The organism is Mucilaginibacter flavidus, assembly GCF_024055575.1.
GTDB lineage: Bacteria > Bacteroidota > Bacteroidia > Sphingobacteriales > Sphingobacteriaceae > Mucilaginibacter > Mucilaginibacter flavidus.
This window is the reverse complement of sequence record NZ_JAMXOE010000002.1, coordinates 460,966-486,415: the sequence shown is the minus strand read 5'-3', so window position 1 is coordinate 486,415 and position 25,450 is coordinate 460,966. Positions and strand designations below refer to the sequence as shown.

The window sequence follows — 25,450 nt, the reverse complement described above, 5'->3', positions numbered from 1 at the left end:
GCATTTCCAGTGCATCAAGGTGTTTTTTTCTTTAAAGTCACTACAAAAAATGTAAAAAGTACTGACAAAACAGTGTCAGCATTTACTCGTTTTTAATGTCGAAATTTGCAGTTTTGCGGATATTAGCCTGGCACTTATGCGCACGCCAAAAACGCTGGGCACTTACGACAACTGCCGCGCGTTTAAGCCGGTATATTAGATAGTTTTAGAACTGTGCCCTTTTTGTTGTCCCCTGTTTTAAACATTAATCGTAATATTCAATTTTCCTCATCAGTTTTTTAACGGCTTTACCCTTGAAGAGGGCTTCTTCTTTAAGCCAGTTATCATGCTTGTCAAATTCCGAGTATTTAAGGCGGTAATAAATAATATCTTTATTTGTCGGATCACTTTCACCTACCCGCCAGCCGCCGATATACATGTCATTTACGGCTCTTTCAAATGTCTCATTTCCAAACTTATCATACTCAAAAAAATGCAAATGTTTTTCGCCGTTATTATCAATCCTGATTTCCGTCAATTTGTTGTGATGGTCGTCATAGGTATAATTTTCTGTTTCTGTCACGTGTCCTGCCTCGTCAAATTGCCTTTCTTCTACAATATCACCATTTTTATTTTTACGGCGAACATAGTTCAATGTCGAAGTGCCATCCCTACGATATATAAATGAGGTATCTATCATTGCGCTTTTATCGGACACCCATTTAGAATCGGGAAGGTCTGAATCAGAGCTATTTATTTGGACTTCATTACCATTTTTATTATTTGAGTATGCAGTCTTATTGGAAAAGCTTCTCAATAAGTTTGTGGTAGATATTTCTCTTCCTTTACTATCATATTTCATTATAATCGTCGCTTCACTATCCACTTTGTTTTGCGCATTATAATAGTAAATTGATTCTACCTGCTCCTTTTTGTTATAATTATGAACCCTTTTGTAATTCCAATTGCTATCAGGAGCGTCTCCGGTTTTATTGGATTCATAATAAAAATAGGTTTCCGTTTTGACGTGGCCCCTAAGGCTGTCATTTATACCACGGAATTTCTGTTGAGAGGAAAAATTAAATGAATTAAGTACGCAAAATAAAATAACAGCGAGGGCCGGTATCATTAAAGATTGGTATAACCGCTGAAGAGGCATATTTTAGAACTTTACCATATTAGCACTAATATAGGTATTGTCTGACATTATAATTACGCTATTCCGGCAGCTTTTTTTAGATTACAACAACTCATACGATTCCCTTATCCACCCAAAAAGCTGCGGCCTTAATTCATTGGTGCTGCTTAGCCTGATGCTGTTTTGATACCTGCCCGGTCGCAATAGTTTTTACCTGTGGTATCTCAATCGGTTTAACGGAATAAAATTTCAGGTCAAGCTGTTTTTGCATGGGGCGGATGACGAAGAATGTTTGCCGGTGCACAAACGTGATGCAATTGGGTGTGGTGCCTACCAAAACATCGGGCCAGTCGGCAACTTCAGCCAAAAGCTTATCAAATAGTAAAAGCAGTTCATCACTTTTGCCCTTAAATAAATCATCGAGACTTACTTTAGCACAATAGTGGCTTTGATGCTCACTAATTAATTCCCGCTCGCATTTTGGGCAGATGTAAGGCATAGATTAAAACACGATTGTAAATGTGGTCCCAATTCCCGGCTCACTTTCAACACTAATATTACCGCCAAATGTTTCTATCTGCGTTTTAGTCATAAACAAGCCTACGCCTTTGCTGTCATATCCACTGTGAAAAGTGTGGTTGAGCTTGAATATTTTGGCGCCGTGGCGTTTCAAATCAATTCCCAGGCCATTATCGGTGAATTTAAGCGTTACGCGACCATCAGTGACAGCCGAGGTGATATTAATTTCGGGTGCAACATCGGCCTTGTTGTATTTTAACGAGTTGCTTATCATGTTATAAAATATGCTCTCGAGATACATTTTTGGGAACTTCATCACCGGCACGCTGAAATCTGTATTTATCACAGCGCGTTTTGAAGCGATTTGCCCTGCCAGCATTTTTTTTACGTTGCCGGTCAGTTCATCGAGGTTACAGTCGTCGTATGGCAGGTTTTGATTGTTTCGTACCTCCAGTACTTTCATCAAGTCGTTAAGCGTAGTAATAAGCGTGGTGCTTGATTGTTTTAACATTTTCAGGTAATCGGCTTTTTCATCTTCCGATTCGGAATCGCCAATCATATCTAATATCATATCAATGCTACCCGCAGGTCCGCGCAGGTTATGGGCAACTATGCGGTTAAAGTCTTCAAACTGGCTTACACGGTTTTCAAGGTCCAGCGCGCGTTTGTATTCGTCAATGTCGGTGCAGGAGCCAAACCATTTGATAACTTTGCCCCGGTCATCTTTCATCGGCAATGCGCGACATAGATGCCACTTATAAATTCCGTCGGTTGCCCTTTTAAATTGTATTTCAACCTGGTAGGGATTGCCGGTGCGAAGCGATTCGTTCCAGGCCTTTATATGCTTTTTGAAGCCCTCAGGATGAAGCACGGGTTCCCAACCTTTTTCAATGGTATCGTCAAAAGTTAAGCCGGTAAAATCAAACCAATGCTTGTTATAGTAATTAAAAATGCCATCAGTATTGGCCGTCCATATAATTTGAGGGATAGAATCCGCAAGGAATTTAAACTCCTGTATTTTTTCAATCGTTTTATCCTGCTGCTCAATCAGTTCAATGTGCTCAAACATTATATCGTTAAGCTTCTCCTGCGTTTCAAGGGATTGTTTCAGGGCCAGTTCGCTCAATTTATAGGCGTTTATATCCTGGAATGTGCCATAAAGTCTTTTGCATTCTCCATTCTCAAATTCAGCGTTGCCAATTGAGCGCACCCAGATTTTTTCGCCGCGGGCGGTGGTCATTTGTCGTTCCTCGTTCCAGGGGGTGCCGGTCGAAATGGCGAGGTTAAAAACATTGTGGATCCTGTGACGAGTTTCGTCATCGGCATAGAAATTAATTCCTGAGTCAACGTCCGGATCATAATCTTTATTTAAGCCATGGATCTCTTTAGTAACATTCGACCAATATAATTTTTTCTTAGTCACATCATATTCCCATCCGCCAACGCGGGCAACCTGGTTGGTTTGTTCCAGCATTTGGGTGGTGCGCTTAAGGTCCTTTTCCAAATTATATCTCTTGGTGATGTCCATCCCGTTAACAATAACGTAAGGTTCCCCGTCTGTACTATTTTCAAGAAAGTTGTTGTACATCCATATATGCAAGGAGCCGTCCTTATGCTGCGTTGATGTTTGCCCTTGCGATGTGCCGTCCTTTTGAATTTTTTCGAGATACTCATCCACTGCTGTATGGAACCCGGGCAGGCTAACATCGTATAGCGACATTTGCATCAGTTCAGCCGGAGTATAACCCAAAACTGCTGCGCCCGCATTGTTTATCGAAAGAAATTTGCCCTTTAAATCGTGCGTAAACATCAAGCCAAGGGAGTTTTGGAAAAATATCCTTAGTTTTTCCTCGCTGGTGGCAAGTTGTTTTTCCTTCAAAATTAAGTCAGACACATCGCGCCCTATACCGAATATATGGCCACTGACAGTTTCGGGTGTCGATGTCCATTCGATGGTCTTGTACTCGCCGGTGCTGGTTTTAAAGCGCTGTAAAAAGTTAATGGTACTGCGGCCATCTGCTAATCTTTGCAGCTCCTTTGCAGTACTTTCAATATCGTCCGGATGGTAAAACTCAAAACTCGAAGTATTTAATATATGTTCTTCACTCCAGCCAAATAATTTTGTAAATGCGGGGTTTATTTTTTTGAAAAACCCATCGATCCCTCCAACAAAAACCAAATCATTTGATAGGGTGAAAAGCTTTTCAAAGTTCCGCAGTTCCTCTTTTTGCCTCCGTTCAACTATAAGCGAAATAGCTTCCGCAGCTAACAATTCGAGCGCCTTTTTCTGTTTTGCTGTTAATGTTTTAGGTTTTTGGTCAATTACGCATAATGAACCCAGGGCATGGCCCTGCGGGTCGACCAAAGGGTAGCCGGCATAAAAACGGATGGCGGGCTCATTAACAACAAATTCATTTTCTTTAAACCTATCGTCCTTGGTGGCGTCTTCAACCTCTAAAATTGCAGTATCCATTATGGTATACCTGCAAAATGCTACATCCCTGGGCGTTTCCGTTCCTGCAATGCCCTTCGCCGATTTAAACCATTGCCTTTTTTCGTCGATAAGTGTTATCAGCGAAATGGGCACATCGCATATAATCGATGCTAATTCCGTAATCCGGTCAAACTCAGCTTCGCTTAATGTATCTAAAATTTCATAGTTGCGAAGCGCTCTTAAGCGTGCCTTTTCATTTTGGGGTATCGGCTGTTTGCTCATAATTTTAGAGGAGCCCGGGTCGGCATATTGTTATTTACACCGTTTGGAGCTCAGTTTTTCCTAGTTCAATAAAATTATACATTTTATTCAATACAACAGTTTGCTACTTTATCATCGCCAGTACAAAAAAATATGAAACCCACTCAATTTTGCTGTTAAAGGGTTTAACTTTACAGCGGTTAGGTATCTTTTAATACAGCCCAGGGTAAAATCAAAAACAAACGCTGATATCATATCTTTCAAAATCGCACTAGTTAAGCATGGCACAAGAATATTATATTTTAGAAGACGGAGAGCAACAAGGCCCGTACACGTTTAATGAATTAAAAGCCATGGACCTGGATATCCACACAAGGATATTATCGCCCCTGGCTGATACCTGGCAGGATGCCTGTGATCTGCCCGAGTTTTATCCTTATTTCGAATCACAGGGGATATACCTGCCCACCGGCGATAACCTTGCCTCATTTGGCTGGCGGTTTTTAGCATGGATTATTGATTATTTTTTAATATCGGTTTCGGCAAGTTTCATTGTAAACGCCTTAATAGCACAAGGCATTGTTCATGCCATGCCGTCGTATGCAGCGTTGTTAAAAGCGTCGCCCCGTGAGTTATTTATTGTTCAGCTTAGCTTTATTATCCCATTGATTATTTATAATACCGTTTGCGAGGCATCACCGATGAAAGGCAGCATCGGCAAGAAAATTTGCAGGCTGGTAGTTGTTGATATCGATGGAATGGGTCTTACTTTTGTGAATGCGCTATTACGCAGTTTCGGCAAAGCCGTTTCGGTTTTCCTTCTCTACATCGGCTTCGTGACCATCTTTTTTACTGAACATAAGCAAGCCCTGCATGATCAGCTTGCCCGCACGTATGTAGTTAAACTGTAGTTTACCGAAAATGGGCTGCGCATATTATACTTATGTGTTCAGAAGGATGAAATAGTTGGCAGTTTTTAGTTGGCAGTTTGCAGTCGCCCTCTTTTATTGAAGGCCTGTAAAGACAGCAGACAAAGCCGCAGTTAACCGACGATAGGAATACTGCCCACTACTTACTGCCAACTTAAACCAGCCTGTCCTTCATCACCAGCGTACCTGCAATCATATCGTGAAGCGCTTGCTGCTGTTTGGTAAAAAAGCTTATCACGTAACCTACAAAGAACGTTGCCACCGAAAAAATTCTTGCCAGGTTGCGTACAACCGACATGCCGGCGCTGATGCGTTCACCCTGCATATCGCACACTTTAATCTTTAAGATTTGTTTGCCGAAAGTGGCCTGTTTTGCCGAGCACTCCATAACAATGTGGTAAATTATGCTAACCACAGGCGCTAAAACAAGCGTACTTAGGGCTATTACTGATCGGGTGGCAGCATTATTAACAAATAGTACCAGTAAAAAGGCGATAATAATACAGGCACCCCAAACAAAAAACCAGTCAATTGCCACAGCCATCAGACGCTGGTCGAAACTGCCGAAGTATTGGGGGATAACGGACTGCTTTCTAAAACCAAGCAATTCGCGCAATTCCGCAATTTCATGGGCCTCTTTGTAGTCGTCCATAGCGGCGGTTTTTAGAAAATCGCCAGGCCGTATCTTGTGTTCCTTTAACTGCGCAACACTAAACGGCCCCTGGGGTTTGCCATTGATAACGAGGAAGTAGGCATTGCCGTTGGAAGGTTGTAATGTTGTAACGTTGGAAGGTTCCATAACTCAAAATTAAACTAAAACCGGTACAAAAGCCGAAAGGTTGTAACGTTTCAGCAACATTACAACCTTTCAACGTTAAAACCTTTCAACAAATATTAATACCTGCTTACATTAAAGCCTGATAAGCCGCCATTAATGTGTATGTACAATTTGTTTTTTGCAGTTGCGAAATTGGCAGTTTCGTAAAAATTATCATGCGTTTTGGTGAAGCCTTCAAAATCATTGCCTGATAAACCTGAGTTCGACTCGATGCTGCAAGCAGCATTTTCAGGGATTTTGATATCAACTGCTGATACACCGGTGTTTACTTCCACGTTTGTAGTGGTTAATGGCTGGCCCAGTTTAATATCAAAAGCTGCAGCCCCGCCACGCACGTCAAGCGATTTTATTTTGAATTTTGAGAAATCAAAATCAACTTTTGCTGCGCCCGCATCAATGTTGATCATCCATACCGGGTTAGGGTTCAGCGCCATGTTAACCCTGTTGTCATCGTCCGAGTTGAAATTAAAGCCGTTATGGTTTTTCATTTTAAAATCAACTACTGTAACCGAATCACTAACGCTGCTCGAGAAAATGTACCTGTCCCTGTTATCGTTGGTATTGGCGGCAAACAACTGGTTAGTGGTGTCGGATAGGTAATAGCTTGTTGCACCGCCATTTATATTTAACCTGGCAACCCTTACATTATTTGCAAATGGCTGGCTAAATACATTTTTGCCAGGGGTACGGTCGCCATTATCGTCGTTATCATCATTGTTATTATCGTTGTCATTGTTATCATTGTTGTTGTCATTCCGGTGCCATGAATGCCAATTGTGGCGCGACCAAAAACCATAATTATCGCCGGTGTTGCCAAAAAACAAAAACCCAATACCTATTACTATTACGGCAATTTTTAACGCGCCGGCCCATACGGTTTTATTATTGGCAAGTACCAGGTTTACACCTGCAATAACCAAAAATATTGGCCATAAGCGAAAGATGTTGTACCAATAGAAGTGCAGGTACCCAAAATTGGCAAGCAGTATAGCTGCTCCAATTGCAACCAGGATTATACCCGGGATTATTTTATCGTTTCTCATTTTAATTCTATTTTAGTTGGTCCGGTTAATACCGGCCGTTAGGTTTAAACTGTAGGGTCGTTATCTGTTGGTGTCGATGGATCTTCGGTTGCAGGCGCTGCTTTCTCAGCCTCGCTCCAATCCTTTTTGTGCCACATTTCGGTTTTTTGGCCTGATATGATAAGCCCGCCGCCTATTATAACCAATATTACAGGCCAGTAAGTTTCAAAATCGATATCAGGGAACAGGTCGTAATTATCAACCAATATTGCTGCACCAATTATTATCAGCACTGCACCGATGATAATGCCCGCATGCGATTTTTGCTTGGGTGGCACAACGACTGTTGGGTTGCCGCCGTACGGGTTGTCGTTCCAGGGGTTACCACCAAATGGATTGCCGCCCGGCGCACCGCTTGCAAAGGGGGTACCACCGTAAGGAGGGGTAGGCGGCGGGGTATTAAAATCGCCGGTTGGTTGTTGCGGGGGCACCCGGTAATCAACCACGGGGTTGTTAATGTTATTGTAGGTAAATCCTTTGCGGGGAAGCACTATCCACAAGATAATATAAGTGCCGAGGCCAACGCCCATTACAAAAAATGTAAAGGCAAACAGCAGGCGCACAATGGTAACATCCATGTCAAAATATTCTGCCAGGCCTGAACAAACACCACCTAACACTCGTTGGTATTCGTTTCGATATAGTTTTTTGTTCATTGTATATTGTTTTTAGAGTTGATTTTTATATTTGACCGTAAGCCGGTTTTATTATTATTTCGTCCACATTTGCGCCCGCGCTCATGTTGTAAATATTTACAATTGCCGATGCCACATCTTCGGGCAGCACCATTTTATCTTTGTCGACCTCCAGGCCCTTCCATGAGTCGGTTAAAGTTGAGCCGGGTATTACGGCTGTTACCTTTACACCGTAAGGCTGCATTTCAGTACGCATTATTTTGTTAAGACCTAACAGCGCATATTTTGTTACACTATACGTACCAGCCTCAGCAATAGGGTTTAACGACGCTACCGAGCAGATAGTAAATATGTGCCCTTCTTTGGCAGCTATCATTTTCTTTCCAAAATAGCGGTAAAGCTCATAAGCCGGGGCAAGGTTAGTATCAATATGTTTTTGCAGCGTGCCATCGGCATCATCCAATATGCTTGAATGCTCGTACATGCCTGCGTTATTCACCAGTATGCTGATAGAGCCCAGTTCTTTTTCGGCGCCGGCAGCAAAGTCAAGCAATTGTTGTTTAATACTAACATCAACAACTGCGGTGAATATTTTAATAGCTGGATTTATAGCCGCCAGTTCATCTTTAAAAGCATAAAGGTCGGCACTTGTACGTGCGCAAAGGGCAAGGCTGATGCCCTGTTTTGCCAAAGCTATTGCTGTAGCCCGGCCCATTCCCTTTGTTGATGCTGTGATGAGTGCGTTTTTCATGATTTTTTGTTTTTGTTTGAAGATGGTTAATACTATCAAACAATAATATCTAAAAATCTTAATGTTTTAATTGATACACCAAATGTAAAATATACAGCACGCAGCTGCTTACAGCATTTGGTAAAGTATGATAGATTTTCGGTAAAACGCGGAAAAAAGGCGGTGAAAAAAATTAAAGCTGATGTATCAACATGCCGCTATAGCGCACGAGATAAAGCCGCCTCCTGGATGGTGGACAGTCTTGTAATCTTTTAATCCAACAAATCTTAGTTTACCTTGGTTCTTTTGTTTTGAAGAAAAAGTACGTCTGGCTGCTGTAGCTGAATATAATAACCAGCAAGGTGGCTAAAATCTTCGATGGAGTAGGATACCAGCCAAAATACCCAACAAAAAGCTTTAATAGCAAATAGTTAAATAGAATACAGAAAAAAACGACGATAAGATACCGGGTTAATTGCTCTCGTTTTTTAAGTCCCGAATCCTGGAAAACTACATAGCGGTTTAAATAAAAGCCCGTTGGCTGGCTAAAACAGAAAGCAAATATAAGCGAGGCAATATAAGGTGTTAGCGTAAAATGGCCAAAATGAAAGTTTTCCTTTTTGAAAATTAAGTTGTAGCCCAGCGAAAACATAACGATATCAAAAACGGTATTGGCCCCACCAGCAGCAGCATACCTGAAAGTTTGTAAGGGAAGAATTTTTTTAAACGGCTTGTAAAAAAAATCAATTATCGATAGGATTAGATGCCTGATGGTATTGTGGATTCGTTTCATTAATTATTAAAGACTTTCCCAGTAAGCGTTTTCTTCTTCATTATTTACATCCCATCCTTCGGCGAAAGCCTTTTCCGCACTCAACAACATGGTAGCGTTCAATTCGCCTTCGCCCAAGTTCTGCCAGGCTATATCTTCCTCAGGGGTAATCCAATACTTCTCCAGGGATTTTTCGCTCGCAAAATGAGTAATAACTTTGTCTTCGACCTTAGCTTTCATACAAGGTTTAATCGCTGGTGTTGTAAGTGGGCAAAGATAACAAATCGGAAAGCTTTATCCCATCTAAAAATCAATGGTTCGTCAGCCAACTTTTTTCACCGCTTTCCGAGTTGTACTGATATACGCCATCGCTCATACCCGCAAATACCAAACTATCTTTAACTACAATTGATGTTGGATGAAGCCTGGTCCACCACAAGCCGCGGTTAATCAATGTATGGATGGTCGCTGATGAATCAACCATGAATAAGCTTTTTGAGGTAATTATTAAGAAATTATTTTTCTTATCGAGCGTGATAGCGTAAGGGGCAGTAGGTAACTCCAAATATTGCTGTGCAACCCATTTATCATTAATTTTTTCAATGTTAATGATACTTCCCTTGCTCATTCCTGCGTGGGCAAGTCCCTGTAACGCATAATTTTTTCCGCTGCGTTTAATAAACTGAACTACCTCGTCTTCAGATATTTTATAACGTTTTTTGCCATCTGATGAAAACCAATTTAAACTTCCGCCCCATTCGCCGCGATAAAAGCCTACTAAAAAGCCATTATCAACTTTCAGAAACGATATTTGGATTTTATCATCTTTATCTTCGTCTACTCTAAAAGGCAATCTTGGCGAAATACCCTTATCCGAAACACGGACCATATCGTTTTTAAGGTAAACCCACCAATTGGTTACTGAAGAACTGTTTTTAGCGATGGAATCGCTGCTAACTGGCGCCGGCAAGCTCTTCCAGTTACTAAGCAAAGTCATATCAACCGGCGAATGACACGCAGCGGCACACAAAATAACCATGATAACGCAGGTGGTTTTTCTCATTATTTTAATTACTTAAATATACCCTAAAACAATCCGTATCAAAATTGCATTTATCAATCTGAAACAACAGGATTTATCACAGCAGGCACATAATATTATTTAGGGTTTAATGTTTAATACATTTTACCGCTTAAAAACGTATTTTTAGCCGGATTTTTAATTATTAAATGTTTACCAGCTTAGGACGATATATACTTTTACTGCAGTTAAGTTTCCGCAAACCCGAAAAATTTAAAGTTTATTGGGCCGAAGTGATGCGCGAAATGGTTTCAGTCGGCATTGGGTCGCTGGGTATTATCAGCATTATATCATTGTTTATTGGTGCCGCTACCACTATCCAGGTAGCTTTTCAGCTATCAAGCCCTTTAGTGCCGCGCAGTATTGCCGGCAGTATTGCCCGCGACTCAACCATCCTTGAATTTAGCCCAACTATCTCATCATTGGTATTGGCGGGCCGCGTAGGGTCAAGCATTGCATCGCAAATTGGCACCATGCGTGTTACCGAACAAATTGATGCGCTTGAAATTATGGGTGTTAACGCCCCCGGTTACCTTATTGCCCCCAAAATTATTGCGGGGATAACCATGGTGCCGCTGTTAGTTATTGCATCTATAACTTTAGGTATTACCGGCGGCTGGCTTGCCTGTGTATTATCGGGCGATGTTAGTCCTTCAGATTATATTGCTGGTGTACAGGGCGATTTTAATGGTCTTACCGTTAGGGTGGCACTTGTTAAAGCAGCGGTTTTTGGTTTTATCATCGCGTCTATCTGTGCTTACCAGGGGTTTTATACCTCGGGCGGAGCGCTTGAAGTTGGCCAATCGGCTACAAAGGGCGTAGTATACAGCTGTGTTATGATTTTATTTGCCGACCTGGTTATAACACGTTTAATGCTATGATCGAGGTAAAGGACATTCATAAAACTTTCGGCGATAATGAAGTATTAAAAGGCATAAGCGCTAAATTTTCGCCTGGTAAAAATAACCTTATTATTGGCGGCTCGGGTTCGGGTAAAACCACATTGCTAAAATGTATAGTGGGCCTGCACGCCCCCACTAAAGGCGAGGTGTTTTTTGACGATCAGAATTTTACCGAGATGGACTTTACGCAACGTGTGCCTATTCGTACAGAAATAGGGATGCTGTTCCAAAACTCGGCGCTGTTTGACAGTATGACGGTTGAAGAAAACATCATGTTCCCTTTAAACTTGTTTACGCAGCAATCAAAGGCCGAAAAACTCGACCGCGCCAATTTTTGCCTGCAAAGGGTAAACCTCGAAGGAAAGAATAAATTATATCCATCTGAACTATCTGGTGGCATGAAAAAGCGGGTGGGAATAGCCCGTGCTATCTCCATGCAGCCTAAATATCTTTTTGTCGATGAACCCAACTCGGGCCTCGATCCTAAAACGTCCATCCTTATTGATGAACTGATTAACGAGCTTACCCAGGAATATAAGATAACGACAGTTATTGTAACCCATGACATGAACTCCGTAATGGGTATCGGCGACCATATTGTGTTCTTGCACAATGGTCAGAAATGGTGGGAAGGCACTAACCACGAAATTGCCAAAACCGACAATAAAGAACTGAACGAATTTGTTTTCGCCAGCAAGTTTATGCAGGCGGCGAAAGATAAGCTTTGATACGTCAAAAGTCCGGAGTCGTTAGTCCAAAGTCAAAATCTTAAGATATAGTTTATATTTGCATCCGTTTTAATGCAAATACAAGGCTTTTGACTTAAGACTTCGGACTCAAGACTAAAATAAATGATACAGCTACTCACCCCAACCCACTGGAAAGATTACGAACTGATTGACTGCGGTGATTTTGAAAAACTGGAGCGTTTTGGCAATGTAATATTGATCAGGCCTGAGCCGCAGGCAGTTTGGAGCAAGGTTTTGAGCAATGCCGAATGGCAGCGCCTGCATCATATCAAATTTAAAGGGCGTTCGGCTACATCGGGCGAATGGGTAAAAAAGAACCCCGCCACGCCCGACCGCTGGCACGTTGAATATAAAAATCCCGAAGCTTCCATCAAATTCAGGCTGGCATTAACTTCATTTAAACACCTGGGTATCTTCCCGGAACAAGCTGTTAACTGGGACTACATCACCCAAAATATAAAAAAGTTTAAAACACCGGAGCCCAAAGTTCTTAACCTGTTTGCCTATACTGGCGGCGCATCACTTATTGCCCAGGCTGCGGGCGCAGATACAACACACGTCGACTCCATTAAACAGGTGGTGACCTGGGCCAACGAAAACCAGGAGCTATCCGGGTTAACCAATATTCGTTGGGTAGTTGAAGATGCTTTAAAGTTTGTAAAACGCGAACTGAAACGGGGCAAAAAATACAATGGCATTATCCTCGATCCGCCCGCCTACGGCCACGGCCCCAATGGTGAAAAATGGAAGCTGGAAGATAACATCAATGAAATGATGGCCGATGTAATCCAACTGCTCGATCCCGAAGAGCATTTCCTGATATTGAATACTTATTCGCTTGGCTTTTCATCCGTAATTATCGAAAACCTGGTAAAAGGCGCCTATCCGCAGGTGCAAAATTTGGAAACCGGTGAGCTTTATTTGCAGGCGACCTCGGGAGTAAAGTTGCCGCTTGGCGTGTTTGGTAAATTTTTTAAGGCGAAATAGAGAATGGTGATTAGAGAATGGTGAGTAGTTCGAAGCTCTGCTACTACAGGCTCATAACTATTCACAACTCACTACTCCCCATTCACTTTCTCCGTTAATATGTTAATAAAAATAACCATATTCGCGGCAAAAAAGGTGTTACTTTGCAGCTCCCCTGCTACAATCAAAAAAACTTGTTAAAATGAAGTTGAAGAATGTTATTCTGTCTGTTGGATTTGTGCTGTTTTCGTCAATGTTGCTTACCAACTGCAACCAGCCGGCCGGTAAAGATAAGCCCGCCGCTAAGGACACTACCAAAAAAGCTGCCGCTGCTGTTGCAAAGGAAGACACAGTTGCCGCCCCGGTAGTTTATCCCCCGATAGACAAAAAACTTTACGACTCGTTGATGAAAAAACTGGCGAACGGCGATACTACCGGGAAATGGCCCGTAAAAAACGCGCCTTATCCTTTGCCTGGTGCTATTTTACCCTTTAAGCGCGTTATAGCCTATTATGGTAACCTGTCCGCCAAAAAAATGGGTATCCTCGGCGAACTGCCGCCGGACGAAATGCTGGCCAAACTGCATGGAGAGGTAAAGCATTGGGAGAAAGCCGATCCGCAAACACCTGTGCAACCAGCGCTGCATTACATAGCTGTGGTGGCCGCCGGTTTTCCCGGTAAGGACAACATGTATATCAACCGAATGCCTGAAAAGAAAATAGATAGTGCAGTGCGACTGGCTAAAAGAGCCCATGCCATACTTTTCCTGGATATACAGGTAGCGTTGAGCAAGATCCAGGCGGAACTGCCCAAGTTGGAAAAATACTGGCGAATGCCTAACGTACATTGCGGTATCGACCCCGAATTTTCCATGCATGATGGCATCCATCCCGGCAAAAAAATAGGCTCTTACGATGCAGCCGATGTCAACTATGTTTCGGGTTACTTAGCCAACGAGGTAAAAAAATATAACCTGCCACCCAAAATTTTTATTGTGCACCGTTTTACCCGTAAAATGCTGACCAATTATCAAAACATTAAGCTTCACCCCGAAATCCAGTTCGTTATGGATATGGACGGTTTCGGCCCGCCCGATTTAAAGACAGGCACTTACCGCGATTATATTTATCACGACCCTGTACAGTTTACCGGCTTCAAATTGTTTTATAAAAACGACTCGTGGCAGCCGCCCCATCACATGCTGACGCCTGAGGAGATACTAAAGATATACAAGCCGCACCCGGTTTATATACAATATCAGTAGTAATTGTAGAGACACAATACTTGTGTCTCTCAGTATAAATTACAGGAAATAAATTTAGAGACGCAAAGTATTGCGTCTCTACGTATTTTAGGCCATGATTAAATGGGGAATTATAGGATGCGGGCGGATTGCACAACGTTTTGTGCAAGGGCTTAAAGCTGTTTCAGGTACAGAACTGGTTTCGTTATGGTCGCGCCGTGCAGAATCGGTAAGTGAGTTTGCTGCATTGCATGGCGGGCATCCTTGCCAAACGGTTGAAGAATTGCTTGCCAGCGATATTGACGCTGTTTACATTGCCACTCTGCCTGATAGCCACGAACATTACAGCATACTGGCCTTTAACGCAGGTAAAGCCGTGCTTTGCGAAAAGCCTGCTGCTATCAATCTGCAATCGTTAGACAGGATTTTAGCTGCATCCAAATCAACCGGTATGTTATTTATGGAGGGGATGAAGCCTCCCTTCTTTCCTTTGTACCGGCACTTAAAAGAGTACCTTATTACTGACCCGATAGGTCCGGTTGGCTACGTGCGTGCGGGTTCTGCAGTTGCCGACTGCCCGCCCGACCACCCAAATTATCGTCATGACCTTGTTGGCGGTGCTATTATGGGTATAGGCCCTTATGAAGCTTTTTTAGCGGTCGACTTTCTTGGCAATACGCAGGAAGTGCAAACCATGGGGCGTTTTGGCGCAACAGGTATTGATATGTTTACCATGTTTCAAACCCGGCACGAAAACGGCTATGCGCAATTATATACCGGCTTCGATCTTCATGGCAAAGGTGATGCCCTGATCTGCGGAGCCATCGGCCATGTTACCATCCACAAAAACTGGTGGAATCCGTCCCGGGCCACTATCAGTTATCTTGATGGCCGGACAGTTGAACTTGATGAACCCTTCACCGCCGGCGGCCTTAATTACGAAATTGAACACTTTTGTGGATTGATAGAGCAAGGAAAAACCGAAAGCGATATCATTACTCATGAAATATCGCGGCAGATGATTGGCATGCTGGATACTGCGAGGGGACAGATCGGACTGAAGTTTGAGGGGGAATAAATCTCTTCGCTATCGTCATTGCGAGGAACGAAGCAACCTCTACGTAGGACATTCACGAAACTAACGTTTGCGGAAACCTTTCAGCCGGCTCATTGGTCACCACGTACTTACAGGTCCATGATTTGCACAGTTCAGAGGTTGCTTCGTTCCTCGCAATGACGCGTGGTGATAAATGTGAACTAACAAATCACTCGCTTTTCAAACTTTTTACAGGATTAACCAAAGCTGCCTTTAACGATTGAAAGCTAATAGTAAGCAAAGCAATCACCAATGCCGCCGACCCTGCAGCAGCAAACACCCACCACGATATTTGAATGCGGCAGGCAAAATCCTGCAGCCAGGTGTGCATGCCCCAGTAAGCCAGGGGAGACGCAAACACGATGGCAATAACCACCAATCGCACAAAATCTTTCGACAGCAACGCGGTAATACTAAGGGCCGATGCGCCGAGCACCTTCCGTATGCCGATTTCCTTTTTGCGCTGCGCGGTGCTAAAGGCTGATAGCCCGAGCAATCCGAGGCATGATATCAATATGGCCAAAGCCGAAAAGCAAACAAACAGGTTGCCGAATCGCTGCTGCGCAATATATTGCTTGTTGTAGGCCTCATCCTGGAAAAAATAAATCAAAGGCAGGTCCGGCGCCAGTTGCTTCCATTCCTTTTCAACCTGCGTTATCGTTTGCTGCATATTGGCCGAAGTAATGTCGAGCGTAAGGCAGGTGAAAAAGCCATCAGTTGGGCGGATAGCCAAAGGCGGCACCAATTCCTGCGACGAATGGAAATGAAAATCTTTTACCACACCTACAATGGTGCCGGTAGCGGCAAACTGCTTAAACGGTTTCCCAATTGCCTCCTCCGGGGTTTTATAGCCCATCTTTTTAACCATGGTTTCGTTTATCAGCATCGCTTTTTCATCAAGCGCAATTTGCCTGTTGAAACCCCGGCCGGCAATCACATCTATACCGTACTGTTTTAAAAAGTCGCCATCAAAATTGTATACATCACTCAAAAATTCCTGGTACGAACCACCGGCATCCATAATTGAGGTTTGAAATTTGTTGTTGGGCGTACCCGGCACCCCCGAAGAGTACGATACACTCTTAACGCCGGGCACAGCTCCCAGCAACTGCTTTACAAGGTCGGGGTGCTCATTAATTTGGTGGTTAAATTGGTAGTCGATCACCAGCTTGTGGCCTTTATTAAACCCTAATTGCTGGTTTTGCATAAAGTCCAGCTGGTTGTAAACTATTATGGTAGATATGATGAGTACAATAGAGATGGTAAACTGTGCAATAACCAGCGTTTTGCGCAGCATCAGTCCACCATTGCCCGATGCAAGTTGTCCTTTTAAACTGCTGATAGGTTTAAAGCCCGATAAAAACAAGGCCGGGTAAACACCTGAAAGTAATCCAACCAAAACTGCAATAAGCAATAAGCCGCCAATGTAATACAGGTTTGCAAATATGCCTGTCGCTATAACGGTGCCTGTTAGTTGGTTAAACAATGGCAGCAACAAAGCTGCCAACCCCAACGCTAATACAAATGCAATGAGGCAGAGTAAAACTGCATCCATAAAAAATTGCACCATCAACTGTTTTTTTGATGCGCCCAGCACTTTGCGCACACCAATTTCGCGGGCGCGTTTTAGTGAAAAGGCGGTTGTAAGGTTGATGAAATTAAAACAGGCTATAAACAGCACAAACAAAGCTATTATGGAGAAGATATAAATATTGCTGATGCTACCGCTTTCAGAGCTGCCAGTGCGGTGTCCGCGTGGCTTTCCATAAAGATAAACCTTCTTTAACGGCTCTATCGCCAGGCTATATTTCGATTGACTTTGGTCGATATTGGCATTGACAAAGGCAGGAAACTTCGCCTGTAGCTTTGCTGCATCGGTACCTGGTTTTAACAGCAGGTAAGTATAAAAACCAAAACGTTTCCAGTTGGTGTTCCAGCAGCAGGGCCCAATAAGGGTACTCATAGAAAAAAGCATATTCACCCTGAGATGCGAATTGTAAGGCATGTCCTTCATTATCCCGGTTACCGCCGCCCTGGTTTGGCCGTTAATCAGCATGGTTTTGCCAACTGGATCAGCATTGCCGAAGTAATGTTTGGCGGCAGTTTCGGTAAGCACCACATTGCACGGGGCATCAAATAAATGTTTGGCATCGCCACGCAGTAACGTCCAACTAAAAACTTTGAATACCGACTCATCCACATAAGCCACCTCTTCCTTAGCGGCGTTGTTGGGGTTGCTCTGCAGTATCATATCATCCATAAAAACACGCGTAGCAATTTTTACCTCGGGGAAGGTGGCCTGCACTGCAGCCGCCATAGGGCCCGGTGTGCTTTCGTAATTGATACCCACGGGCGTTTTTACATCGGTAACCAGGCGGTAAATGTTATCGGCTTGTGTATTATACGTATCCCGGCTTAACTCAAACTGCACATACAGCAAAGCAAAAAAGCAAACGCAAATGCCGGTGCCGAGGCCAATGATATTAATAGCGGAAAATGCTTTATGGCTGATAAAATACCTAAACGAGGTTTTGATTTGGTTTTTTAACATAGCGATGTGATGAGGTGGTAAGATAAGAAAAAAATCGCTGCAGCGAGTTTAGCGAAGCGTAACTCGTGGTGCGGCATGTAGTAAGCTCCAGCTTACGGAGCAGAAATTTATTATATCGATATCGAAATGGAGAAACATTTTACTGTGAAGCTGAAGGCTTCAGCCATGCACTACCACGAGTTACGCTAATCGCTAAAGTCGCGGGAGCAGAAGGAAGAAATGTCTAAACTTGGGCGGCAACTGTCCCGTTCAATGGTGGTTGAAGTAAATAATTTCGCCACGCTACTGCTAAATCATAGATATACTGTAGCGGAACCGTTTCTATTATCTCTTGACCTTTATCATCATAAAAATCAACTCCGGAAGAACTGATCGAAGCAATATCATTGTCAGCAGTTATGTCACGATCATGAATGGCGTCCATATCACCATTAATGGCTAGCTGCAAATTATTTATGATTTGTGATAATATATCAGGATCATCAAATTGCAAAACAAAATTGAGATTTGTATCGGTTTTCGGTGAACCCAATTTTTCGACATGGCCATTAGAAATTCGTGTATGAAATTTAATGCCGTGTGTTTCTATGTATCCCATGACGTCGCTTGTTTATGGAACGGAATCAAACTCTAATAATAAATCTGTGTCCTACGTCAAATACTTTCCAACAATCGGCATCCTCCTGCCCATACCAAACGCTTTAGGCGATACCCTTAAAATAGGTGGCGTTTGGTAGCGTTTATGCTCGGCGAGGTTAACCAGTCGTATTACCCGGCGAACGGTGTGTTCGTCATATCCCATCCTGATAATTTCGGCTGATGAACGCCTGTCCTCTACGTAAACCTGCAGTATTTTATCCAGTATGTCATATTCAGGCAGCGAGTCGGTGTCTTTTTGGTCGGGCCTTAATTCAGCTGAAGGTGGTTTGATAATAGAGTTTATAGGGATAATTTCCTTGTCATTATTGATATGCCTTGCAAGCTCAAAAACCTGCGTTTTGTATACATCGCCAATTACCGAAATACCGCCACACATATCGCCATATAAAGTCCCGTAGCCAACAGCCGCCTCGCTTTTATTTGATGTATTAAGCAGGATATAGCCAAACTTATTACACATAGCCATCAACAACACCGCACGACTGCGCGATTGGATATTTTCCTCGGCAATATTAAACGGCAGGCCCTTAAACTGTGGACTTAACACCGCTTCAAAGGCATCGGTTACATTTTTAATAGCAATAGTTTCGCTCAGGCAACCCAGGTTGTTTACCAAATCTTCGGCATCTTTAATAGAGTGGTCGCTCGAGAAATGGGAGGGGAGCAACACCGCCATTACATTCTTAGGCCCTAGTGCTTCAGCAGCCAATGCGCAAACCACGGCAGAGTCAATTCCACCTGATAAACCTAAAATGGCCTGTTTAAATCCCGATTTATAAAAATAATCGCGGATACCCAAAATCAGGCCCCGGTGTATCTGCTCAATGTCGCTTTCGCGTTCAGCTTTCCGCGTGGTTGGGTGGTCGTAGGTTATGGCGCCATTATCGCCCAGTGTATAATAAGCAAGAGTTTCTTCAAAATAGGGTAGCTCATCAATTAATTTGCCAGTATTATCAAACACTAACGAGCCGCCGTCAAAAATCAATTCGGTTTGAGCGCCAACGTGGTTCACGTACAGCAGGGGCAGTTTGTAGCGCTCGGCATTGTCGGTTAAAATTGCAATCCGCTCTTCATCGTGGTTATAGGCGAAGGGTGATGCGGCAATATTTATCATTACATCCGGGTTTTGCTGCATCAGAATATCCATCGGCCGGGTTACGTACAGCGGATTTTCAATGGTATTCCACAAATCCTCGCAAATAGTAAGTGCGATACGATGTCCTTTAAAGTCAATGCAGCTAAATTCGGTAGCCGGTTCAAAATAGCGGTATTCGTCAAAAATATCATAGTTAGGCAACAGCGCTTTGTTAGCAATGGCCTTTACTTTGCCTTCCTCGATAAAATAAGCCGAGTTGTTTAAATCCTTTCCCTCGGTGCGATGATTAGGAGTAGGCATGCCAATAATACAGGCAATGCCAAGGCACTCTTTAGCAATTTCTTGTGCCGATGTTTCGCACAGGCCGATAAACTCATCAAACTCCAAAAAATCGCGCGAAGGGTAGCCGCACACGCATAGCTCTGCAAATACTACCAGGTCGGCCCCGTTATTGCGTGCCTTTTTAATATGTTCAATTATTTTGGCGGTGTTCGATTCAAAGTTCCCTACGTGGTAATTAAGCTGAGCTAAAGCAATCTTCATTATAAATTATTCTTTGGTTAGATAGGTAACAAACGCTTTAAATATGCGGTTTGTATACATGGTTGATTTTATTGTCGCATATACACGAAACGTTCCTACGGAACGTAATTATACTATTTGTGATTTTTCTACCGACCATGCGTACCTATGGCACGCCTCACATATATTTTTCGTTCCATCGGAACGTCTTGTCGGTAGAAAAATACCAAGCATCATTTTGCGTTCCATCGGAACGCCTGGTGAATATGCAACAATTAGAATCGTTCTCCTTGCGTATTTAATGCAAATAAAAATTATTTTTGCTCAAAGCCCAAACAATGATTGTTTTAAACCTTAAAAAGCCTTTTTATTTGCTTGTTTTGCTTGTGGTAACTATTAGCGCCTGTAACCGTCATAAAAAAGTTGACGTGAGCAATATACCACTTGATGTTAAAATTGAGCGCTTCGACCAGGAATTTGACGCCATGCGTACAAAACCTATGGGCGCCCAGGCAGCCTACCTGCAACGCAAATACGGCGTGTTTTACCACGATTTTATTTGCCTGATACTACAGGAACCCCGGCTAAATACACGGGATACCGCCTATTTTGAACTGTTGCGAAAAGTATTTGCCAACCAGGCCTACAATGATTTAAAGCACGATATTGACTCCGTATTTAAAGGCGGACTTGATAAACAGGAGGAGGAGCTGACCGATGCGTTCAGGCGTATAATATATTACTTCCCTAAAAAACATCTGCCCAAAGTCTATTCCTACTATTCGGGTTTTGAAGCGCAGGTTGTTATCGGCAATAACTATTTTGGTGTTGGGCTTGATTTGTTTCTGGGCGGCAACTCGCGGTTTTACCCTTCACTCACCAATGCTTACCCGCACTACCTTTCACAGTTTTTTAATAAAGAAAATATTGTGCCGCGTGTGGTTGAAAGCATAGCCCGCGAAGACATGTTCCCCGAAAGCGACAGCAGCAAAACCCTGCTATCGAAAATGATTTATAATGGTAAGATCATGTACTTTATGGACCAGGTGCTGCCCGATGCGGGCGACAGTACCAAAATTGGCTACACCACCGCGCAAATAAAATGGTGCGAACAGTTTAAAGGTAAAATATGGGCCTACATACTTGATGAAAATTTGTTGTATGAAGCCGATTATCCTAAAATTCAGAAATATTTAACGCAGGCACCTTTTACCCCTGGTTTGGGCGAAAAAAATGAATCGGCGCCAAAGCTTGGTATCTGGACAGGCTGGCAAATTGTAAGGCAATACATGGAGAAACACCCCGAGGTTACATTAGCGGCACTAATGGCCAATACTGATGCACAGATGATTTTGAATGAATCGAAATATAAAGGAAAGTAAGGGGGAGGCAGTTTTGAGTTGGCAGTGGGCAGTTAAGGCGATGTTTACCGGCGTCATTGCGAGGAACGAAGCAACCTCTACGTAGGACATTCAACGTCCATCATGTTTGTGAGGACCTAAATGCGGCCGATAGGTCACCACAAAATTTTCGGTCCGTTGATTAGCAAGTGCAGTCTGCCAGCTGGCGGATCGTTCCTCGCAATGACGTGACCGACAGGATATTGTAACTTATTTCAATATCGCAAATACCGATCTCAGTGCAATTAGCACACCGATAATCAGGATGATATTTGCAACGATATTAACATAATGAAAATCAGCAAAACGCAGGAAAACCCCTGTTAAACCTATCACTATTGCCAGTACCATTAATTTATAGTGACCTTCTGCGTTGGCGTTTTCTATTGAACTCATTTTGCGTTGTATTTAATTTGGCGCAAATATAATTGCTTTGGTGAAAAAGTTGAGCTGATTTTGTAATTTAATTTAATACTACTCTTACTTCACCCTTTTATATCTGTATTTGTCCTTTATCCGGTAATTTAAAAACGTGCCTTTTGAATCGGCTTCTTTCATTTCTTCAAATACCTCGGGTGGCACGTCTTTATAGTCATACACATTACCCGATGTATAAGTGATCCGCAGCGTGGATGCCGGCTCGTTATACTCCATTTCTGCAACTACGGATGATGGCATGATTTGTTTTTTAACTACTCTCCACTCACACCTTCACCTCAAACGCTCCCTGCGCTTTTTTAATCACCTTCTCCAAATCAATTCCTTTACCCAGTACGCCTTTAAACAAGTCCCCGGTTTCTTTCAACCGGTCGATGGAATTAAAAATGGTGAAATCCTTCATGGTTAGGCCGGGTTTTACTTCGTCCCAGGCCAGCGGCATGGATACCGTTGCACCTGGCTTTGGTCGCAGTGAATATGGCCCGGCAATGGTAGCGCCCGGGCGGTTCTGTAAAAAGTCGAGGTACATTTTGCCTTTACGGTTGGCTACCATCCGTTCAAGGCTGGTGTAGTCAGGAATTTGCCTGTGTACAATATCTACAATGATGCGGGCAAACAGTTGCGACTGGTCATAATCATATTTTGCACCCAGCGGTATATATATATGCATACCCGTTGAACCGGATGTTTTACAGAATGAGGGGACGTCTATGGCATCCAGAACCTTCTTCACTTCCAGTGCCGCTTCTATCACCTGGTCGAAGGTGTTTTTATCAGGGTCGAGGTCTATCACACAATAGTCCGGGTTATCCGGCGACTTTACGCGACTGAACCAAGGGTTCATTTCAATGCAACCCAACGATGCCATCCATAATAAAACTGCTTCATCACTGCCTACCAGGTATTCCTTATGCTCGCCCTCGCCATTGGTATAAGGGAATGTTTTAGTTATCCAGTCGGGGGCTTTGCCTTTAACGTCTTTTTGATAAAAGCTTGGCCCGTGTATCCCGTCCGGGAAACGATTGAGCGACATCGGTCGGTCTTTTAAATAAGGCAATATGTATTCCGCAACCTGGTAATAGTAATTAAACATGTCGCGTTTCGTTACCTTATCTTCGGGCCAGTAAACCTTGCTCAGGTGGGTAAACTTTATATCGTGCCCGCAAATTTTACGTACCTGGGTTTCATCTGTCGGGTTCAACAGGGTTTTGCGTCCTTTTTCCTTTGGCGGTTCAATAGCTTCGCTATGGCCGCGTGTATCTTTGTTATCCACTTCGTCTACTGTTTCGGTTGTTTGCTTCGGTGTTTCCAAAATTACGTCTTTGGCTTTCTTATCGGTTCGCATCCCTTTAAATGATGCCTGCCGGAAAACGCCATCGCTGGTTACCTCGGCAAAAGCGACTTCTCCAACCAGTTCCGGCTTCAGCCAGGTGGGTTTGGCTCCTAAGCGTTGCGGCCTGAACCGCGATGGCTTATCTACGTCGGGCTCTACGTCAAACGGGCTTTTGTCGGTTATTAATGGTTTAAACTGTGCCATCATTTCCTTTTGCATTTTATCGTTAAAGCCCGTACCAACCTTGCCAACGTAACGTAGTGTGCCGTTATCATAAACACCAAGCGCCAGCGCACTAAATGGTTTGCTGGTACCTTCGTTTTTTGTAAACCCGGCTATTACCACTTCCTGTCGGCGGTGTACTTTTATTTTTAACCATTCGCGTGAACGCAAATCAGAAGTGTAAACGCTGCTTGCTTTTTTGGCGATGATACCTTCAAGCCCAATCCGCTCTGCGGCATTAAAAAACTCAACACCGTTTGCTTCAAAAACCTTGCTTTGGCGGATACTGTCGTTATCGGTCGGTAAAATATCTTTTAAAATTGCAACGCGGTCGCGCAGAGGCAGGCCCATCAGGTTTTTACCTTCGTACCAAAGTATATCGAACACGTAATAAACGAGCTGCCCGTCGGCCTCGCTGCGCCAGTTTTGTAGGGCGCCAAAGTTTGAGATGCCTTTATCATTCAGCACCAGCACCTCGCCGTCAATCACGGCGTTTATCTTCCACTTTTTTAAAGCCGCAACAATAGGATAAAATTTGTCGAAAGGCAGGTTGTTGCGCGATACAAGCTGTACGTCGCCCTTATTTATAATGGCTACTGCCCGGTAGCCATCCCATTTTACTTCGTAAAGCCAGTCGGGGTCGTCAAAAGGTTCATCCACCAGTGTGGCCTTCATGGGCTTCACATTTTTAGGGATGGCCGCTTTTGGCGCTGATTTTACAAGCGCCGCAACATCGGTTCCAGCCGTATCCACCACCGGAACATCGGCGTTGTCACCCACCACTTCCTCAGCTGGTTTCGGCGGTCTTTTTTTTTTACTTTTTGATTTTTCTTTCTCTACATTCTCTTCGTGCCCGTGTTGCCAAACCTTTTCGCTGGTTTTCTCAACCTGGGCAATAGTTTTGCCGGATAAAACAGATTCATCCAATTTGGTAATGTCTTTTTTCGAGGCATAGTCGTCGTTATGCTTTATCAGCAGCCAGCCGTTTTCGCCCATGCCGTGAGTTTTTACCAGCGCATATTCGCCACGTAGCTTGGTGCCGTGCAGCTTTATTTTCAGGGAGCCCGCTTTCAGTTCCTTTAATAGTTTTTTCTCTTGTGCTTTTTTACCTTTTATTTCTTCGATGGGCTCATAAGTACCCTCGTCCCATACGATAACGGTACCGCCGCCATATTGGCCCTCGGGAATGATGCCTTCAAATTTGCGGTAATCATATGGGTGATCCTCCACCATCATTGCAAGGCGTTTGGTTTTCGGGTCGGTTGAGGGGCCTTTGGGTACGGCCCAGCTTTTCAGCACACCATCCATCTCCAGCCTGAAATCATAATGCAGGTGCGAGGCGTCATGTTTTTGTATCACAAAAGTAAGCGCGTCCTTTGCGTGGCTTTTACCCGCCTTTGGCTCGGCCGTTTTGGTGAAGTCGCGCTTCTCAACATATTTTTCCAGGCTCATAACGATATATTATTGATACCACTATTTAACAATGCCGGATGGGGATGGTTTTTAAAAAGGTTAGATGACTAAAATAATACCCTGGGAGGTGAAAGCTCCACCACACCGCACCATGAGTTTAACGCAGTGTCACTCGTGGCGGCATCCTATAATCCTATCAATCCAAAAAATCTTAGTTTAGTTTACTGCGCAGGTACTTACTTATAGCGCCAACAGACGAACCAACTGCCCTTACTGCCGATTTTAACCTTTCAGGTGTAATATTGAATTTTTTTGCCCAGAATTGAAGCTCATCATCTTCACTCACATTTATCATGTGGTTAAGGCCAGCGGGGGTTATAGCTTTGGGTTGCATGTTACGGAATTTGGGTTTAGCAAATAGATAACAACGTGCTTTGTGAATGGTTTTTGGGAAAGTGAAA

24 protein-coding genes are annotated in these 25,450 nt (G+C 43.4%); 7 read left to right on the top strand and 17 right to left on the bottom strand.

All coding sequences use genetic code 11. The features are described 5' to 3' along the window. Positions 1-244 precede the first annotated feature (244 nt). From NAF19_RS06385 to NAF19_RS06375, 3 genes are all read right to left on the bottom strand, one after another. Positions 245-1,108 (bottom strand): hypothetical protein, encoded by an 864-nt coding sequence (locus NAF19_RS06385; protein ID WP_252788987.1) that lies wholly within the window; start codon positions 1,106-1,108, stop codon positions 245-247. Between the two features lie 163 nt (positions 1,109-1,271). Further along, positions 1,272-1,616: a DUF5655 domain-containing protein gene (locus tag NAF19_RS06380; RefSeq protein WP_252788986.1), complete on the bottom strand. Its 345-nt coding sequence runs from the start codon at positions 1,614-1,616 to the stop codon at positions 1,272-1,274. Positions 1,617-1,619: 3 nt separating this feature from the next. Continuing rightward, positions 1,620-4,352 (bottom strand): sensor histidine kinase, encoded by a 2,733-nt coding sequence (locus NAF19_RS06375; RefSeq protein WP_252788985.1) that lies wholly within the window; start codon positions 4,350-4,352, stop codon positions 1,620-1,622. A 260-nt stretch (positions 4,353-4,612) separates the two neighbouring features. On the opposite strand from NAF19_RS06375, the gene NAF19_RS06370 reads away from it, so the two are divergent. Further along, complete coding sequence (locus NAF19_RS06370) at positions 4,613-5,242, top strand: RDD family protein (RefSeq protein ID WP_252788984.1); 630 nt, start codon at positions 4,613-4,615, stop codon at positions 5,240-5,242. Between the two features lie 172 nt (positions 5,243-5,414). Here the strand turns inward: NAF19_RS06370 and NAF19_RS06365 are convergent, their stop codons facing one another. From NAF19_RS06365 to NAF19_RS06335, 7 genes are all read right to left on the bottom strand, one after another. Beyond that, positions 5,415-6,059: an RDD family protein gene (locus tag NAF19_RS06365; RefSeq protein WP_252788983.1), complete on the bottom strand. Its 645-nt coding sequence runs from the start codon at positions 6,057-6,059 to the stop codon at positions 5,415-5,417. 95 nt (positions 6,060-6,154) lie between these two features. Further along, a complete protein-coding gene (locus NAF19_RS06360) occupies positions 6,155-7,141 on the bottom strand; it encodes a toast rack family protein (protein WP_252788982.1) in 987 nt (328 codons plus the stop codon). Between the two features lie 44 nt (positions 7,142-7,185). Continuing rightward, positions 7,186-7,836, bottom strand: coding sequence for a PspC domain-containing protein (locus NAF19_RS06355; RefSeq protein WP_252788981.1), 651 nt, complete (start codon positions 7,834-7,836; stop codon positions 7,186-7,188). A gap of 25 nt (positions 7,837-7,861) precedes the next feature. After that, a complete protein-coding gene (locus tag NAF19_RS06350; RefSeq protein WP_252788980.1) occupies positions 7,862-8,566 on the bottom strand; it encodes an SDR family oxidoreductase in 705 nt (234 codons plus the stop codon). 271 nt (positions 8,567-8,837) lie between these two features. Next, entirely contained in the window at positions 8,838-9,338 is a 501-nt protein-coding gene (locus tag NAF19_RS06345; protein ID WP_252788979.1) for a GtrA family protein, read from the bottom strand. A 6-nt stretch (positions 9,339-9,344) separates the two neighbouring features. Next, positions 9,345-9,557 carry a hypothetical protein gene (locus NAF19_RS06340; protein ID WP_252788978.1) on the bottom strand — a complete coding sequence of 71 codons (213 nt, stop codon included), beginning with the start codon at positions 9,555-9,557 and terminating at the stop codon, positions 9,345-9,347. 70 nt (positions 9,558-9,627) lie between these two features. Further along, positions 9,628-10,380 (bottom strand): hypothetical protein, encoded by a 753-nt coding sequence (locus NAF19_RS06335; protein WP_252788977.1) that lies wholly within the window; start codon positions 10,378-10,380, stop codon positions 9,628-9,630. A gap of 167 nt (positions 10,381-10,547) precedes the next feature. On the opposite strand from NAF19_RS06335, the gene NAF19_RS06330 reads away from it, so the two are divergent. The 5 genes from NAF19_RS06330 (at position 10,548) to NAF19_RS06310 (ending at position 15,336) form a co-directional block, all read left to right on the top strand. Further along, positions 10,548-11,279: an MlaE family ABC transporter permease gene (locus NAF19_RS06330; protein WP_252788976.1), complete on the top strand. Its 732-nt coding sequence runs from the start codon at positions 10,548-10,550 to the stop codon at positions 11,277-11,279. Next, positions 11,276-12,028 (top strand): ABC transporter ATP-binding protein, encoded by a 753-nt coding sequence (locus NAF19_RS06325; RefSeq protein WP_252788975.1) that lies wholly within the window; start codon positions 11,276-11,278, stop codon positions 12,026-12,028. Before NAF19_RS06330 ends, NAF19_RS06325 begins: the two co-directional genes overlap by 4 nt. Before the next feature lie 123 nt (positions 12,029-12,151). Next, positions 12,152-13,036 carry a class I SAM-dependent methyltransferase gene (locus tag NAF19_RS06320; protein WP_252788974.1) on the top strand — a complete coding sequence of 295 codons (885 nt, stop codon included), beginning with the start codon at positions 12,152-12,154 and terminating at the stop codon, positions 13,034-13,036. Positions 13,037-13,217: 181 nt separating this feature from the next. Beyond that, positions 13,218-14,279 carry a hypothetical protein gene (locus tag NAF19_RS06315; protein WP_252788973.1) on the top strand — a complete coding sequence of 354 codons (1,062 nt, stop codon included), beginning with the start codon at positions 13,218-13,220 and terminating at the stop codon, positions 14,277-14,279. A gap of 94 nt (positions 14,280-14,373) precedes the next feature. Beyond that, a complete protein-coding gene (locus NAF19_RS06310) occupies positions 14,374-15,336 on the top strand; it encodes a Gfo/Idh/MocA family protein (RefSeq protein WP_252788972.1) in 963 nt (320 codons plus the stop codon). Between the two features lie 187 nt (positions 15,337-15,523). On the opposite strand, the gene NAF19_RS06305 is transcribed toward NAF19_RS06310, so the two are convergent. The 3 genes from NAF19_RS06305 to NAF19_RS06295 form a co-directional block, all read right to left on the bottom strand. Beyond that, positions 15,524-17,905, bottom strand: coding sequence for an ABC transporter permease (locus NAF19_RS06305; RefSeq protein WP_252788971.1), 2,382 nt, complete (start codon positions 17,903-17,905; stop codon positions 15,524-15,526). A 223-nt stretch (positions 17,906-18,128) separates the two neighbouring features. Next, positions 18,129-18,503 (bottom strand): hypothetical protein, encoded by a 375-nt coding sequence (locus NAF19_RS06300; RefSeq protein ID WP_252788970.1) that lies wholly within the window; start codon positions 18,501-18,503, stop codon positions 18,129-18,131. Positions 18,504-18,554: 51 nt separating this feature from the next. Next, positions 18,555-20,204 carry an NAD+ synthase gene (locus NAF19_RS06295; RefSeq protein WP_252788969.1) on the bottom strand — a complete coding sequence of 550 codons (1,650 nt, stop codon included), beginning with the start codon at positions 20,202-20,204 and terminating at the stop codon, positions 18,555-18,557. A gap of 317 nt (positions 20,205-20,521) precedes the next feature. Here NAF19_RS06295 and gldB point away from each other — a divergent pair, with 317 nt between their 5' ends. After that, positions 20,522-21,565: a gliding motility lipoprotein GldB gene (gene gldB, locus NAF19_RS06290; protein WP_252788968.1), complete on the top strand. Its 1,044-nt coding sequence runs from the start codon at positions 20,522-20,524 to the stop codon at positions 21,563-21,565. 228 nt (positions 21,566-21,793) lie between these two features. Here the strand turns inward: gldB and NAF19_RS06285 are convergent, their stop codons facing one another. From NAF19_RS06285 to NAF19_RS06270, 4 genes are all read right to left on the bottom strand, one after another. Further along, positions 21,794-21,979: a hypothetical protein gene (locus NAF19_RS06285; protein WP_252788967.1), complete on the bottom strand. Its 186-nt coding sequence runs from the start codon at positions 21,977-21,979 to the stop codon at positions 21,794-21,796. Positions 21,980-22,063: 84 nt separating this feature from the next. Then, positions 22,064-22,261 (bottom strand): KTSC domain-containing protein, encoded by a 198-nt coding sequence (locus tag NAF19_RS06280; RefSeq protein WP_252788966.1) that lies wholly within the window; start codon positions 22,259-22,261, stop codon positions 22,064-22,066. A gap of 25 nt (positions 22,262-22,286) precedes the next feature. Beyond that, positions 22,287-25,028 (bottom strand): DNA ligase D, encoded by a 2,742-nt coding sequence (ligD, locus tag NAF19_RS06275; RefSeq protein ID WP_252788965.1) that lies wholly within the window; start codon positions 25,026-25,028, stop codon positions 22,287-22,289. A gap of 172 nt (positions 25,029-25,200) precedes the next feature. Next, positions 25,201-25,383 (bottom strand): DUF3606 domain-containing protein, encoded by a 183-nt coding sequence (locus NAF19_RS06270; RefSeq protein WP_252788964.1) that lies wholly within the window; start codon positions 25,381-25,383, stop codon positions 25,201-25,203. Between the last annotated feature and the right edge of the window lie 67 nt (positions 25,384-25,450).

Excerpts from the sequence above, each read along its gene's own strand:
- NAF19_RS06370 (WP_252788984.1), top strand. The coding sequence starts at position 4,613 with ATGGCACAAGAATATTATATTTTAGAAGACGGAGAGCAACAAGGCCCG.
- NAF19_RS06330 (WP_252788976.1), top strand. The coding sequence starts at position 10,548 with ATGTTTACCAGCTTAGGACGATATATACTTTTACTGCAGTTAAGTTTC.
- NAF19_RS06385 (WP_252788987.1), bottom strand. The coding sequence starts at position 1,108 with ATGATACCGGCCCTCGCTGTTATTTTATTTTGCGTACTTAATTCATTT.
- NAF19_RS06280 (WP_252788966.1), bottom strand. The coding sequence starts at position 22,261 with ATGCCATCATCCGTAGTTGCAGAAATGGAGTATAACGAGCCGGCATCC.
- NAF19_RS06305 (WP_252788971.1), bottom strand. The coding sequence starts at position 17,905 with ATGTTAAAAAACCAAATCAAAACCTCGTTTAGGTATTTTATCAGCCAT.
- NAF19_RS06335 (WP_252788977.1), bottom strand. The coding sequence starts at position 10,380 with ATGAGAAAAACCACCTGCGTTATCATGGTTATTTTGTGTGCCGCTGCG.
- NAF19_RS06375 (WP_252788985.1), bottom strand. The coding sequence starts at position 4,352 with ATGAGCAAACAGCCGATACCCCAAAATGAAAAGGCACGCTTAAGAGCG.
- NAF19_RS06340 (WP_252788978.1), bottom strand. The coding sequence starts at position 9,557 with ATGAAAGCTAAGGTCGAAGACAAAGTTATTACTCATTTTGCGAGCGAA.
- NAF19_RS06355 (WP_252788981.1), bottom strand. The coding sequence starts at position 7,836 with ATGAACAAAAAACTATATCGAAACGAATACCAACGAGTGTTAGGTGGT.
- NAF19_RS06300 (WP_252788970.1), bottom strand. The coding sequence starts at position 18,503 with ATGGGATACATAGAAACACACGGCATTAAATTTCATACACGAATTTCT.
- NAF19_RS06345 (WP_252788979.1), bottom strand. The coding sequence starts at position 9,338 with ATGAAACGAATCCACAATACCATCAGGCATCTAATCCTATCGATAATT.
- NAF19_RS06285 (WP_252788967.1), bottom strand. The coding sequence starts at position 21,979 with ATGAGTTCAATAGAAAACGCCAACGCAGAAGGTCACTATAAATTAATG.
- ligD (WP_252788965.1), bottom strand. The coding sequence starts at position 25,028 with ATGAGCCTGGAAAAATATGTTGAGAAGCGCGACTTCACCAAAACGGCC.
- NAF19_RS06350 (WP_252788980.1), bottom strand. The coding sequence starts at position 8,566 with ATGAAAAACGCACTCATCACAGCATCAACAAAGGGAATGGGCCGGGCT.
- NAF19_RS06310 (WP_252788972.1), top strand. The coding sequence starts at position 14,374 with ATGATTAAATGGGGAATTATAGGATGCGGGCGGATTGCACAACGTTTT.
- NAF19_RS06325 (WP_252788975.1), top strand. The coding sequence starts at position 11,276 with ATGATCGAGGTAAAGGACATTCATAAAACTTTCGGCGATAATGAAGTA.
- NAF19_RS06270 (WP_252788964.1), bottom strand. The coding sequence starts at position 25,383 with ATGCAACCCAAAGCTATAACCCCCGCTGGCCTTAACCACATGATAAAT.
- NAF19_RS06295 (WP_252788969.1), bottom strand. The coding sequence starts at position 20,204 with ATGAAGATTGCTTTAGCTCAGCTTAATTACCACGTAGGGAACTTTGAA.
- NAF19_RS06320 (WP_252788974.1), top strand. The coding sequence starts at position 12,152 with ATGATACAGCTACTCACCCCAACCCACTGGAAAGATTACGAACTGATT.
- NAF19_RS06360 (WP_252788982.1), bottom strand. The coding sequence starts at position 7,141 with ATGAGAAACGATAAAATAATCCCGGGTATAATCCTGGTTGCAATTGGA.
- NAF19_RS06315 (WP_252788973.1), top strand. The coding sequence starts at position 13,218 with ATGAAGTTGAAGAATGTTATTCTGTCTGTTGGATTTGTGCTGTTTTCG.
- NAF19_RS06380 (WP_252788986.1), bottom strand. The coding sequence starts at position 1,616 with ATGCCTTACATCTGCCCAAAATGCGAGCGGGAATTAATTAGTGAGCAT.
- NAF19_RS06365 (WP_252788983.1), bottom strand. The coding sequence starts at position 6,059 with ATGGAACCTTCCAACGTTACAACATTACAACCTTCCAACGGCAATGCC.
- gldB (WP_252788968.1), top strand. The coding sequence starts at position 20,522 with ATGATTGTTTTAAACCTTAAAAAGCCTTTTTATTTGCTTGTTTTGCTT.